The following is a 12771-nucleotide window of genomic DNA, read 5'->3' as shown; positions in this document are numbered from 1 at the left end:
CTATATCCCACTAGCGCATCCAGCCCAAAAGCCCTCAAACAGGCCCCAAAGCCATCCGCCCCGAAGAAGTCACCGACGCATCCCTCGCATGCCGCGTCTCCACCCGGTTGCGCCCCGCCCGCTTGGCGTCATAACAAGCCATGTCCGCCGCATACAACACCGACGGCACATCCTGCAAGCTGGCGTCCAGCACCACCAGCCCAATGCTCACCCCCAGCGTAAAACTGCGCCCCTGGTACGACGGCTCCCACGCACGCACCGCTGCACGCAACTGCTCGGCCACGGCCTGGCCGCGTGCCAGAGCGCAGCCGGGCAGCACCACCGCAAACTCGTCCCCCCCCAGGCGCGCCGCCCAGCCGATCTGGCGCACATGGGACGCCAGCAGCCGGGCCACGTGGCGCAGCACATCGTCGCCCGCGTCATGGCCCGCAATGTCGTTGACCACGGTGAAATGGTCCAGGTCGAGGAACAGCACCACGCCGTCGCCCTGGGTCTCACCGCCCTCCTCATCGGCGGCGGGTGCCACAGGGCGCTGACGGGCCGACCGCTCCGCCATCAGCTGACCCAGGCGCTCGTCAAACGCGGCGCGGTTGTACAGCTGCGTCAGCGCGTCGTGCGCGCGGCCCCAGGACTGCTGCACCTGGGCCTCGCGCGCGGCGGTGATGTCTTCCAGAATCCACACGGTGCCACCGTGCACCTCCTCGGGGCGCACACCCTGGCCCTGCACGCGGGCCCACACGGGGGTGCCGTCCTTGCGCAAAAAGCAGACATCGCCGTCGAACGCGCCGTGCGCCGCCACCTCGGCGCGCACACGATCGCCCACCTGGGCATAGTCGGCGTCGCTGGCGTACAGGATGCGCGCGGGGCGGCCCTGCAGCTCGTGCGCGCTGTAGCCCAGCATCACGCAGGCCTGGTGGCTCACCACCTCCAGCATGCCGTGGCGGGTGATGACGATGCCCACCGGGGCGCTGTCCAGCACGGCCTGGAACTGGCCGACCACCGTGTCCTTGCGCGACTGCTGCAGGCTGCCCTGCTGCACCAGACCCTGGAACACTCGCACCAGTTCGCCCACCTCGCCGCCTGCGCGGGGCCAATGCACATCTTGCGCAGGCTGCTGGCGCGCGCTGGTCCTGAGCAACTGGCGCGCCTTGAAGGTCAGCTGCGCCAGCGGCTGGGCCATCCAGCCCATCAGCGCCACCGCCAGCAGCATGCACAGCACCATGCTGGCCACCGCCAGCCACCAGGCTTCGCGCTGGGCGCCGCGCAGCGGTGCCAGCAGCGCCTGCGACTGGCTCACGCGCGCCACGATCCACTGCGGCAGCGGCATGCCCGCCATGCTCACGATGTGGTCGGACTGCACATGGGTCATGCCCCGCCCCACCACCGGCTGGGCCTGGCTTTGCCAGCGCGTGTACACCGGGGCCAGGCCCACTTCATCACGCACCTGGCCCAGCACGCGGGTGGGGTCGGAGTGCGACAGGATGGTGCCGTCGCGGGTGAAGACGATGAGCTGCGAGTCATCGCGGGCGGGCAGCGTCATCGACGGTGGCAGCAGGCTTTGGGATTGCAGGCGCAACGCCCCTGCCACCACGCCCACCACCGTGCCGTCTTCGCGGTGCAACGGCATGGTGAACATGACCCGCGCCTCGCCCCGGCGGCCGGCGATCAGCTCGGACACCAGGGGCTTGCCATCGACCAGGGTGCGGCGCAGGGCATCGCGTTCGGTGGGGTCCAGGTCCGCGGCCTTTTCGATCTGACCGGCGCGCAAATTCAGGCGCAGTTCGCCGTTGTCGCGGGCGACCTGCATGGTGTCGAAGAACTGCACCGCAGGCAGGCCCTGCTGCAGCAGCCATTCCAGCGACGAGGGTGACTCCAGCATCGCCGGTGTGATGCCTGCGGCCACGGTGCGCAGCACCTTCTGGCTTTGTTCGATCTTGCTGGCCAGCAACCGGGCCACCACCTCGACCTCGTCGGTCTGCTGGCTCACCACCCGGCGCATGGCCTCCTGCCCGGAGGCCCGTGTCACCAGCCAGGCGGCCACCGCCCCCGAAAGCGCCACCGCCAGCGCCGCCACCAGCATCAGCCGCAGCACCAGGGCGCCGGGCACCAGCCAGCCCGGATCAAGGTCCGGGGCTGCCTTGGGGCCGGGCGGCGGCGTCATGGACGCTTCCCCCCTGCAGGCTGATGGGCACACTCAAAGTTCGGCATGGGGACGGGTCATGGCAGACATGTCCCAACAAATATACGCAGGGCCTGTGCCCGGGGGCTTGGGTGGAACCCTTGGGTAAAGCCAAGGAAAAACCCTGAGCCCGTCGGGGTGCGGGAAGGGAACGGGAAGGGTGTGTGGAGGGATGAAAGCGGACTGCGGCAAGGGCCCTGCAGCGTGGTGCCAGCTCCCATAGCCAGGCAGAACGTGCCACCAGCCAAAGGCGCATCACCCCGGGGTGCGGGGCTTGTCAGCAAATGCAACGCAAGGGCAGTCCGTGGCTGCCGGCTGGCGCAACCCGACAGTCGCTGCAGGGCGTCGAGAGCGCGGTGTCAAGAACGCTGTGTCAGCAGCCCGCCATCGACTGCAATGCCCGTGGTTGGGGTAGCGCCAGCACATTGCCGGTGCCGTGGATCAGGCCCAGCTCGCGCAGGTGGCGCAGCACGCGCGAGAAGGTTTCGGGCGCAATGCCCAGCTGCGCCGCAATCAGGCGTTTGCGCTGGTGCAGGGTGACCTGCATGGCACCGCTGTGGTCGGGCTGGGCGTGGTTCAGCAGCCACTGCGCGCAGCGCGATTCGGCGTCCTGTGCCAGGCGGCTCACGGCCAGCTCGGACTGCTGCCGGTAGCCCTGCGCCATGTCCAGCAGCAGCCCGCGCGCGCCCGCAGGCATGGCGGCCAGGCTGCGGCGAAACTCTTCGATGGGGATGCGCCGCACATGCACGCGCGTGTCGGCCACCATGTCCACCGGTAGCGGCAGGCCCATCAGGGCCGACGCGGCGTCGAGCCAGAACGGCCCCTCGACGGCACCGAGCTGGTGGCGCAGGAAACCGTCGTCCAGCACACCGCGCAGCACACGGCCGTTTTCGAGGTGCAGCACCGTCGTCAGCACCTCATTGCGCCTGCGCAGCACTTCGCCGGGGGCGATCACCTCGGTGTCAGCGGGCAGAGAAAAAAGGGTAGATGGCAGCATGGAAGCCACTGTGCCGTGCGGCTGCGCCCGTGGCATTGAGCCACATCAAAGCCGCACCATGTCGCCCGCCCCGCGCGCCCCAGGTTTGCGCCAAAACACACGAAAACTGCGCCAGCAACGTGCATGGGTGCGCCCTGACCCGGCCAAAAAGTATGTAAACAGGTGTTGCACTAGGGCATGGAACTTGCGATGCCCCAACGGCGGGCCCCGCCCTGCACCACGGTGCAACAGGGGCCGCGTCTCCCCTTGCACCCGCCGGACCTCCGGCGCTTTCATCCCCAGGAATCACTCCATGAAAAAAAACCTGATTGCACTGTCTCTATCGCTCGGTGGCGCCCTGCTGTGCTCCACCGGCGCCCAGGCCCAGAGCTCCGTCCAGCTGATGGGCTTGACCGATGTGTTTGTGGGCTCCATGAAAAACGCCGGTGACGCCGGCAGCAGCAAGGTGGTCAACAGCGGCGGCATGACCACGTCGTGGTTCGGATTCAAGGGCACCGAAGACCTGGGCGGCGGGCTCAAGGCCAACTTTGCGCTCACCTCCTTCATCAAGGTGGACAGCGGCATCCAGGGCCGATTTGCCAACGACACGTTCTTCTCGCGCGATGCCAACGTGGGCCTGAGCGACAGCTGGGGCACCGTGACCGTGGGGCGCGGTCTGGCGCCCAACTTCCTGCCGTCCATCCTGTCGAACCCGCTGGGCGACTCGTTCACCTTTGCACCGCTGATCCTGCACATGAACGTGCCTCTGTTCAACGGCACGGGCTGGGGTTCGACCACGCCGTCCGACACCGGCTGGTCCAACGAAATCATCTACAGCACGCCCAACCTGGGCGGCCTGACCGCCAACCTGCACTACCAGTTTGGAGAGGTGGCGGGCGACAGCAGCAAGAAGAACGTGGGCATCAACGCGCTGTACTTCAACGGCCCCATCACCCTCACCGGCTTCTACGAGCGCGACCAGATGAGCAACCCCGCCGTGCCCAGCACCTACCTGGGCACCACCAAGACCGACTGGATGCTGGGCGGCGCGTATGACTTTGCGATCGTGAAGGCCTTTGCGAGCTACGGCCAGGCCAAGGCCGACAACACCACCAACAAGGCCAAGACGACGCAGCTGGGCGTGTCGGTGCCCGCAGGCGCCACCGGCAAGGTGCTGGCATCGTGGGCGCAGACCAAGATGACGGCCACCGACATCTCGCGCAAGACCTTCACCGTGGGGTATGACTACTTCCTGTCCAAGCGCACCGATGTGTACGTGATGGCCATGAACGACCGCATCACCAACCAGACCAAGGGCAACAGCTTCGGCGTGGGCATCCGCCACCGGTTCTGAGGCCTGCACAGGGCGCCCGGGGCCTTTTTCAAGCCCCAGCGGCCCCAGGCGCTACTGCAATACGCCTGAGCAGCTACAAAATCAGTAGCACCCGAAAATCGTTCACGTTGGTGTGCGTAGGGCCGGTGACCAGCAGGTCGTCCAGCCCCGCAAAAAATCCCCAGGCGTCGTTGCGCGCCAGGTGGTCGTCGATGCGCAGGCCTGCAGCGCCTGCGCGCGCCAGCGTGTCGGGGCACACAAAGGCCCCCGCGTTGTCTTCGCTGCCGTCGATGCCGTCGGTGTCGGCCGCCAGCGCCCACACGGCGGGCTCGCCCTGCAGCGCCTGCGCCAGGCCCAGGCAAAACTCACCCGCACGCCCGCCCCGCCCCCGGGGCACACCGGGTGCACGCGGACGCACGGTGACGGTGGTCTCCCCCCCCGACAGGATCACACACGGCGCCGCAAACGGCTGGCCGCGCCGCGCCACCGCGCGGGCCAGCGCCGCATGCACCTTGCCCACTTCGCGCGACTCGCCCTCGATCTCATCCGACAGCACATGCGCAGGCAGCCCCGCCGAACGGGCCAGCGCGGCCGCGGCCTCCAGCGCCTGCTGCGGCGTGGCGATCAGATGCACGGCATGCCCGGCAAAGCGCGCGTCGCCGGGTTTGGGCGTCTCCAGGCGGCCTGCCTCCAGCGCAGTGCGGATGGCCGGGGGCACCTCGATGCCATAGCGCGCCAGAATGGCCAGCGCATCGGCGCAGGTGGTGGCATCCGGCACGGTGGGGCCGCTGGCGATCACCGACGGGTCGTCGCCGGGCACGTCGCTGATGGTGAGCGTGACCACGCGCGCTGGCGCACAGGCCGCCGCCAGGCGCCCGCCCTTGATGCGCGAGAGGTGCTTGCGCACGCAGTTCATCTCGCCAATGTGCGCGCCGCTGTCGAGCAGGGCGCGGTTGATGCGCTGCTTGTCTTCCAGCGTCACCCCGTCGCAGGGCAAGGTCAGCAGGGACGAGCCCCCGCCCGAGATCAGGCACAGCACCAGGTCGTGCTCCGTCAGCCCCTGGGTCAGATCGAGAATGCGCTGCGCCGCGGCCAGCCCCGCCGCATCGGGCACGGGGTGCGCGGCCTCGACCACCTCGATGCGCTGCGGCACGCCCGCAGGCCGGGGCGGCACATGCCCGTAGCGGGTGACCACCAGGCCCGACAGGGGCGCGTCCTGCGGCCACAGGGCCTCCAGTGCCTGGGCCATGGCGCCCCCCGCCTTGCCCGCGCCCAGCACCAGGGTGCGGCCCCCGCTCTCGCGGCTGGGCGGCTGGGGCAGCCACTGGCGCATGCCGTGCAGGGGTTGTGCGCTGTGCACTGCGGCATCAAACAGCGCCTTCAGAAAGGCGCGGGGATGGGTGCGGTAGTCCGGCAGGGAGGGACTGGCTGGCTGGGTTTCTGGGTGCATGCCGCGCATTGTGCAGCGGTAGTACCAGTCACGTTGCTGTAACCAGCCTGTCACACGCCACCGGTATCGTCGGCACCCTTGCTCAGGGACCCACAACAGCCATGCACAACACCCCATGGAGCCGACTGGAGGCGATGATGGCGCTGCTATCGCCCGCCGCCCGCCAGGGCACCGGCCCCCTGGCGCGGCTGATGCGCGAGGGCGGGCTGTACTGCGTGTTCCAGCCCCTGGCCGACCTGCGCGAGGGCCAGGTGTACGCGCACGAGGCACTGATCCGGGGGCCGCAGAACACCCCCTTGCACACCCCCGACAAACTGCTGGAGCTGGCCCGCCGCGAGGGCATCCTGAGGGACTTTGAGTTGCTGTGCGTTTACACCGCACTGGAGCAATGGGGGCGCCACGACGCGCCGGGCCGGCTGTTTGTGAACATCAGCGCCGATGCGCTGGTGCATGGCGTCCAGCTGATCGGCGCCACCGAGCTGGGCAACACCGTGCGCAGCCTGGGCCTGAGCGCCCGCATGCTGGTGCTGGAGATCACCGAACACGAACGCGTGACCGACATGCCCCAGCTGCGCCAGGCCATCAAGGCCGTGCATGCCTGCGGCGCGCGGCTGGCGCTGGACGACTTTGGCGATGGCCGCTCCAGCCTCAGGCTGTGGTCCGAGGTGAAGCCCGACTTCGTGAAGATCGACAAATACTTCATCCGCGACATCAGCGACCACCCCGAGAACCTGCAGATGCTGCAGGCCATCAAGGGCATTGCCGACGTGTTCGGCACCCAGCTCATCGCCGAAGGCATCGAAACCCGCGACGACCTGCGCGCGCTGCGCGACCTGGACATCCCCCTGGGCCAGGGCTGGCTGCTGGGCCGCCCGGCCATGGCGCCGCGCGAGGCGGTGGACGACGCGGCGCTGGAGGTGATGCACGACCGCCGCGTGGCCGTGCTGCCGCACCTGGGGCAGACCGCGCGCCCAGGCATCCTGCGCAGCCTGCTGGTGGTGCAGGCGCCCACCGCAGCGCCCGCCACCAACAACGATGCCGTGGCCGCCCTGTTCCGCCAGCACACGGACCTGCACGCGCTGGCGGTGGTGGACGGGTCGCGCCCCGTGGCCCTCATCAACCGCCAGCAGTTCATGAATCATTACGCCACGCCGTACTTCCGCGAGGTGCATGGCCGCAAGTCCTGCCTGGCGTTTGCCAACCTGGCGCCGCGCGTGGTCGAGCTGGACTGCGATGTGGACCAGCTCGTGGGCATCCTCACCTCGCAGGACCAGCGCTACCTGAGCGACGGCTACATCGTCACCGACAACGGCCGCTACCTGGGCCTGGGCACCGGCGACCAGCTGGTGCGCGCCGTGACCGAGACCCGTATCGAGGCCGCGCGCCACGCCAATCCGCTCACCTTTTTGCCAGGCAACATCCCCATCAGCCTGCACATCCAGCGCTTGCTGGAAAGCGGCACCGAGTTCGTGGCGTGCTATGCGGACCTGAACAACTTCAAGCCCTTCAACGACCACTACGGCTACTGGCGCGGCGACCAGATGATCCGCCTGGTGGCGCGCCTGGCCACGGCACACTGCGACGCGCGCAGCGACTTTGTGGGCCATGTGGGTGGGGACGACTTCATGCTGATCTTCCAGAGCAGCAACTGGCTGCAGCGCTGCAAGAACATCGTGGACGAGTTCGCACGCGAGGCCGTCACGCTGTTTGACGACAGCGCACGGCTGGCAGGCGGCATCCATGCCGAGGACCGGCATGGCGTGCAGCGGTTCTTTCCGTGCACCACGCTGGCCATCGGCGCGGTGCGCATCACGCCCGGGCGCTTTCGGCACGCCGAAGAAGTGGCCAACCTGGCCGCCGTGGCCAAACATGAGGCGAAGCAGGCATCCACGGGAGTGGTGCTGCATGGCGGCTTCACCGAATCCAGCCTGGGGGCGGTGGCTGCCACGCGGGCGCTGCAGGATGTGCTGGCGGCGTAGGACCTGTTTGGATCGCGCCCCAAGGACGCAACACCAAAGCAAAAACGGGGTTCTGGCTTGCCGGCATTGGGTCCTCGAAGCTGCTCGGCTTGAGGCAAACAAGTCCGCTTCGGTCCCTTTGCAGCCGTTCCCTGAAGCGTGAATCAGTCTTTGAAAATGCGTGTCCGGCGACCTATCGGGCACTCAAGTTCAAAGCAATGACGCCCAAAACAATGAAGCTTAGACCGGCCAGTCGAAGGAAGCTCGCCGACTCACCAAACCAGAGCATTCCGAGCACCGCCGTCAAAGCTGTTCCGCTTCCCGCCCATACCGCATAGGTAAGTCCGACTTCCATATGCCGGACGGCGATTGCCATAAGCCAGATAGCGGCGGAATAACAAAGCCCTGAAAGGACGGAAGGGAAAATACGTGTGAAGCCATCCGCATAGCGGAGTGCAATGGTTCCAACGACTTCCGAGAGCACGCTTGCCGCCAGTACAAGCCAGGCAAAGGTTGAGTCACGCACAGAGCACCTCTCAAGCCAGGCGCCTATACCGAGCGCGGCCAGAGGTTCTAAGAGCGGTACCCCGGATCGGTATTGGAGAGTATCAGAGGCGCGCCGAAACAGCCTAAGGCTCAGTCGAGCCACGTCCGCTTCCTGGCGATTCTGTGAGCGACTGCTTATGGCCGATTGCCGCGGCACTCAACACATTCAAGGCCCCGTTGCAGCCCCTGCCTCAAACCACTTCCCAATCAACGCACGCTCCGCATCGGTAATGCCCGTGGCGTTGTTCATGGGCATGAGCTTTTGCACCACGGCCTGCTGGTAGATGGCCTGGGCGTGTTGCTTCACGCTGTCGGGCGAATCAAGCCGCAGGTTCTTCATCTGCACCTGCTCGCCGTGGCACATGTAGCAGCGCTGTTCCAGCACCGCCTGCACGGCCTTGAAGTCATTTTGGCTGCTAGCGCCGTTTTTATCTGCGCTGGCAGCTCCTGAAACAGGAGCATTCACCACGGGGGTGGCCACCGGTGCGGGGCGCATCCACACAATGGCGCCCACGATCACGGCCACACCCACCAGCGCATACGGCAGCGGGTTGCCGTTGCGGCCCAGCTTGTAGCCGTGGCGCATCACGAAGAACTGGCGGATGGCCGCGCCCGCGAACATCATCAGGATCAGCACCAGCCAGTTTTGCGGGTGGCTCCAGGTGAAGCTGTAGTGGTTGCTCAGCATGGCAAACAGCACCGGCAGCGTGAAATAGGTGTTGTGCACGCTGCGCTGCTTGCCGCGTTTGCCGTGGATCGGGTCCACGGGCTGGCCGGCCTTGATCTGGCTGATGACGGTGCGCTGGCCAGGGATGATCCAGAAGAACACGTTGGCGCTCATGGATGTGGCGATCATCGCCCCCACCAGCAGGAAGGCCGCACGGCCCGCAAACCAGTGGCAGGCCAGCCACGAGGCCACGCACACCAGCACCAGGACCAGCGCGCCCACAATGGCGTCGCCGTTCTTGCGCTGACCGAAGATGCGGCAGATGGCGTCGTACAGCAGCCAGAACACCACAAAGAAGCCCAGCGCCACCACGATGGCGGTGGCGGGCGCCCAGTCCATGCGCGACTTGTCGATGAGGTAGGTGCTGGCGCTGTAGAGGTAGGACACGGTGAACAGCGCAAACCCGCTGATCCAGGTGCTGTAGCTCTCCCAGAAGAACCAGTGCAGGTGTTTGGGCAACTGCGGCGGCGACACCGCGAACTTGACGGGGTGGTAGAACCCGCCGCCGTGCACGGCCCAGAGCTCGCCGCTCACACCTTGTTTCTTGAGGTCTTCGTCCTCAGGCGGCGTGAGGCTGCTGTCCAGAAAAACGAAATAGAACGACGAGCCGATCCAGGCGATGGCCGTAATGACATGGACCCAGCGCAAAAGCAGGTTGGCCCAGTCGAGAAAGTAGCTTTCCATATCTCAACCTTGGTAGCGCGTGCGCGCCACAACAGCAAACCTGCTCACCACTGCGGGCGCTCTGAGCAGACATTGAGGTCGCGCACCTTGGCCATTGGGTTGCTGGCCGGGGCACCGCTGCGACCGGTACGTCAAAGTGTATGCAGGAATTGTTCCCGATTCCAGCCCCAACCTGGGGCATTCGGGGCCGGAGTTACCCTCATTTCCCGGCCTTTGGCATGGGCGGTAGCGTCTGCAGCAACTGCGCTGCCACGGCCACGGCAATCACCTCGGGCTCCTTGCCCCCGATGCCGGGAATGCCGATGGGGCAGGTCACCTGCGCCAGCTCCTCGGGCGCGAACCCGCGCCCATGCAGGCGGTTGCTGAAGGTGGCCCACTTGGTTTGGCTGCCGATCAGCCCGATGAACGGCAGGTCGCCCTGCTCGCGCTGGCGGCGCAGGCAGGCGGCCACCACGTCCAGGTCTTCGGCGTGGCTGAAGCTCATGATCAGCACGCGGCTGCCGGGTGCCAGGCGGGGCACGGCCAATTGCACCGGCTCCGAGTGTTCGCAGACCACGCCCTCCGGCGGGTCGGGCGGGAAGATGCCATCCCGGCTGTCGATCCAGGTCAGGGCAAAGGGCAGTGGCGCCAGCACGCGGGCCAGCGCGTGGCCCACATGCCCGCCACCAAACAGGGCCACCGGGTGCACGTTGGGTGTGAGGCGCTGGGCCAGCCCCGGGGCGTCTTGCGCCGTAAGCAGCTCAAACCCCAGGTGCACCACCCCGCCGCAGCACTGGCCCAGCGCCGGGCCCAGCGCAAACCGCATCGGCCCAAGCGCCGTCACCGGCCCGCCCGCCAGGCGGCGGCGCGCCTCGGCAATCGTCTGCAGCTCCAGATGCCCGCCGCCGATGGTGCCCACCAGCTGGTCGGCAAATACCGCCATCCAGGCGCCGCGCTCCCGGGGCACGGACCCTTGGGTAGACTCCACGGTCACCAGACAGGCTGGCGCGGCCCCCAGGCCGTCCAGCAGCATTTGCAAATTTGTCACCGCGATCCTTTTCTTAACGGACGCAAAACGGGGCCAGGCAAGCGGCTCACCCTCCGGTGAGTCTGCTGCTGCATCCCCTTTGCAGCCGTCGTCATTTTGTAACGTACCACCTTCGCCGCTGGGTTATCGTGCCCGCAGCCTCAGGAACCTTTCACACCATGCCCGACACGCCCTCTCCCCGCTCCACCGGAAAGCGCAGCCACTGGTTGCTGGCAGGCATCATGGCCGTGGGTGCGGCGCTGGTCTCGGCCTGCAAGTCCCCGCCAGAGCCCACGCCAGCCCCCGCGCCCGACAGCGTCCCCTCCACCGGCCCCGATGCCAGCGGCGTCAAGGGCCCCGTGCCCGCCACGGCCGGGTCTGCGCGCCCCTCGGCCGCTGCCACACCGCTGGCCTACCGCCAGGATGCCGCCACGCACCTGTATGGCCTGAACCGCGAACGCATCTTCAAAGGCAAACTGCCGCCGCAGCTGTATGCCATTGGCGTGCTGCAGCTCGACATCGACCGCGCGGGCAAGATCACCCGCCTGCACTGGATGCGCGCCCCGCGCCATGCCCCCGAGGTGGTCACCGAGATCGAGCGCACAGTGCGCGCTGCAGCCCCGTTCCCTGTCCCGGCCCGCATGGGCAAGGTCACGTACACCGAGACCTGGCTGTGGGACAAGAGCGGGCACTTTCAGCTCGATACGCTGACCGAAGGGCAGCTGTAGCGACATCCCCCTGAGCGGCTAGGCCGCTTCCGCCTTCTGGCAGCGCTTGCTACGAGCCTCTGTAGGTCGAATAGCTCCAGGGGCTGACCAGCAGCGGCACGTGGTAGTGCTGGTCGGCATGCGCAATGCCGAAGTCCAGGCTCACCTGGTTCAGAAAATTCGGCTCGGGCAGCTGCACGCCCCGGGCCTTGAAGTAACCCGCCACATCAAAGCGCAGCCGGTAGGTGCCGGTGCGCAGGCTGGCGTTGTCGAACAGCGGCGCATCGGTGCGGCCGTCGTGGTTCAGCACCAGGCGCTTGATGAGGGTGGCGTTGTCGCCGTCGGTGGAATACAGGGCCACTTCCATGCCGGCCGCAGGGCAGCCGTTCATGGTGTCCAGAACGTGGGTGCTCAATCCCATGGGGGAATCTCCTGAAGTAAGAGTCTGTCCAATCGGCGACGATTGCCAGATCGCAGCGTGTAGACCAAAAGTGTATACACTTTTCACCATCCACCGTATCATGCAGCCATGGAATCTTCCTCGACCAGCGCCATTGTTGAAGCGCTGACCCGCGCCATCGTAGAGCACCGCCTGCAACCCGGTACCAAGCTGGCCGAGCAAAAGCTGGCCGACCATTTTGGCGTGTCGCGCACGCTGGTGCGCCAGGCGCTGTTCCAGCTGGCGCAAAACCGGCTGGTCACGCTGGAGCCCGCACGGGGCGCATTTGTGGCCACGCCCTCGGTCGAGGAGGCACGCCAGGTGTTTGCCGTGCGCCGCATGCTGGAAACCGAAATGACCCGCGCCTTTGTGCGCAGCGTGACGCCCGCCAAGCTCAAGGCCCTGCGCGCCCACGTGGCCAGCGAAAAGACCGCCATGGGCACGCAGGACGCCAGCACCCGCACCGAGTTGCTGGGCGACTTTCATGTGCGCATGGCCGAACTGATGGGCAACGAGGTGCTGGCGCAGATGCTGGGCGACCTGATCTCGCGCTGTGCCCTCATCACGCTGATGTACCAGTCGGCCAGCGCCGCCGAACACTCGCACGAGGAGCACGCCGACATCGTGGCGGCCCTGGCCGCGCGCGACGAAGAACGTGCCGTTGCCCTGATGCAAAGCCACCTCGAACATGTCGAAGCGAGCCTGACCTTTGACCGCAAGCGCCCTGCCAGCGATCTGGCCGCCGCCCTGGCCTCTTGAAAACCAC

General features: G+C 67.1%; 11 protein-coding genes. 4 read left to right on the top strand and 7 right to left on the bottom strand.

Going from position 1 to position 12771, the window contains the following annotated elements; translation table 11 throughout:
• Positions 1-34: 34 nt before the first annotated feature.
• Both ASC83_RS08785 and ASC83_RS08780 read right to left on the bottom strand, forming a co-directional pair.
• Entirely contained in the window at positions 35-2161 is a 2127-nt protein-coding gene (locus ASC83_RS08785; protein WP_056060784.1) for a diguanylate cyclase domain-containing protein, read from the bottom strand.
• A 391-nt stretch (positions 2162-2552) separates the two neighbouring features.
• Entirely contained in the window at positions 2553-3176 is a 624-nt protein-coding gene (locus ASC83_RS08780; RefSeq protein ID WP_056060781.1) for a Crp/Fnr family transcriptional regulator, read from the bottom strand.
• A gap of 292 nt (positions 3177-3468) precedes the next feature.
• Between ASC83_RS08780 and ASC83_RS08775 the strand changes: the two genes are divergently transcribed.
• Entirely contained in the window at positions 3469-4509 is a 1041-nt protein-coding gene (locus tag ASC83_RS08775; protein ID WP_056060776.1) for a porin, read from the top strand.
• A 73-nt stretch (positions 4510-4582) separates the two neighbouring features.
• Here ASC83_RS08775 and ASC83_RS08770 read toward each other — a convergent pair whose 3' ends face one another.
• Positions 4583-5938, bottom strand: coding sequence for a glycerate kinase (locus ASC83_RS08770; protein ID WP_056062069.1), 1356 nt, complete (start codon positions 5936-5938; stop codon positions 4583-4585).
• 101 nt (positions 5939-6039) lie between these two features.
• On the opposite strand from ASC83_RS08770, the gene ASC83_RS08765 reads away from it, so the two are divergent.
• Entirely contained in the window at positions 6040-7917 is a 1878-nt protein-coding gene (locus tag ASC83_RS08765) for a phosphodiesterase (RefSeq protein WP_056060773.1), read from the top strand.
• Positions 7918-8089: 172 nt separating this feature from the next.
• Here ASC83_RS08765 and ASC83_RS23490 read toward each other — a convergent pair whose 3' ends face one another.
• The 3 genes from ASC83_RS23490 to xdhC all read right to left on the bottom strand — a co-directional run bounded on the left by ASC83_RS23490 (position 8090) and on the right by xdhC (position 10880).
• Positions 8090-8422, bottom strand: a complete 333-nt coding sequence (locus ASC83_RS23490; protein ID WP_082522391.1) for a multidrug efflux SMR transporter — start codon at positions 8420-8422, stop codon at positions 8090-8092.
• A gap of 186 nt (positions 8423-8608) precedes the next feature.
• Positions 8609-9853, bottom strand: a complete 1245-nt coding sequence (locus ASC83_RS08760; RefSeq protein ID WP_056060770.1) for a urate hydroxylase PuuD — start codon at positions 9851-9853, stop codon at positions 8609-8611.
• A 199-nt stretch (positions 9854-10052) separates the two neighbouring features.
• On the bottom strand, positions 10053-10880 hold the full coding sequence (gene xdhC / locus ASC83_RS08755) for a xanthine dehydrogenase accessory protein XdhC (protein WP_056060767.1): 828 nt from the start codon (positions 10878-10880) through the stop codon (positions 10053-10055).
• A 158-nt stretch (positions 10881-11038) separates the two neighbouring features.
• On the opposite strand from xdhC, the gene ASC83_RS08750 reads away from it, so the two are divergent.
• A complete protein-coding gene (locus tag ASC83_RS08750) occupies positions 11039-11587 on the top strand; it encodes a hypothetical protein (protein WP_082522390.1) in 549 nt (182 codons plus the stop codon).
• 49 nt (positions 11588-11636) lie between these two features.
• Here ASC83_RS08750 and uraH read toward each other — a convergent pair whose 3' ends face one another.
• Positions 11637-11987, bottom strand: a complete 351-nt coding sequence (gene uraH / locus ASC83_RS08745; protein WP_015012870.1) for a hydroxyisourate hydrolase — start codon at positions 11985-11987, stop codon at positions 11637-11639.
• 108 nt (positions 11988-12095) lie between these two features.
• Here uraH and ASC83_RS08740 point away from each other — a divergent pair, with 108 nt between their 5' ends.
• Positions 12096-12764: a GntR family transcriptional regulator gene (locus ASC83_RS08740; RefSeq protein ID WP_056060765.1), complete on the top strand. Its 669-nt coding sequence runs from the start codon at positions 12096-12098 to the stop codon at positions 12762-12764.
• Positions 12765-12771 lie beyond the last annotated feature (7 nt).

It is taken from the genome of Acidovorax sp. Root402, assembly GCF_001425125.1.
Lineage (GTDB): Bacteria > Pseudomonadota > Gammaproteobacteria > Burkholderiales > Burkholderiaceae_C > Acidovorax > Acidovorax delafieldii.
Note: the sequence above shows the minus strand (reverse complement) of the source record. Positions and strands in the feature narration are given on the sequence as shown.

Bases quoted from the DNA above. Each gene is read 5' to 3' on its own strand.
- ASC83_RS08785 (WP_056060784.1), bottom strand. From the start codon at position 2,161: ATGACGCCGCCGCCCGGCCCCAAGGCAGCCCCGGACCTTGATCCGGGC.
- ASC83_RS08780 (WP_056060781.1), bottom strand. From the start codon at position 3,176: ATGCTGCCATCTACCCTTTTTTCTCTGCCCGCTGACACCGAGGTGATC.
- ASC83_RS08775 (WP_056060776.1), top strand. From the start codon at position 3,469: ATGAAAAAAAACCTGATTGCACTGTCTCTATCGCTCGGTGGCGCCCTG.
- ASC83_RS08770 (WP_056062069.1), bottom strand. From the start codon at position 5,938: ATGCACCCAGAAACCCAGCCAGCCAGTCCCTCCCTGCCGGACTACCGC.
- ASC83_RS08765 (WP_056060773.1), top strand. From the start codon at position 6,040: ATGCACAACACCCCATGGAGCCGACTGGAGGCGATGATGGCGCTGCTA.
- ASC83_RS08760 (WP_056060770.1), bottom strand. From the start codon at position 9,853: ATGGAAAGCTACTTTCTCGACTGGGCCAACCTGCTTTTGCGCTGGGTC.
- ASC83_RS08750 (WP_082522390.1), top strand. From the start codon at position 11,039: ATGCCCGACACGCCCTCTCCCCGCTCCACCGGAAAGCGCAGCCACTGG.
- uraH (WP_015012870.1), bottom strand. From the start codon at position 11,987: ATGGGATTGAGCACCCACGTTCTGGACACCATGAACGGCTGCCCTGCG.
- ASC83_RS08740 (WP_056060765.1), top strand. From the start codon at position 12,096: ATGGAATCTTCCTCGACCAGCGCCATTGTTGAAGCGCTGACCCGCGCC.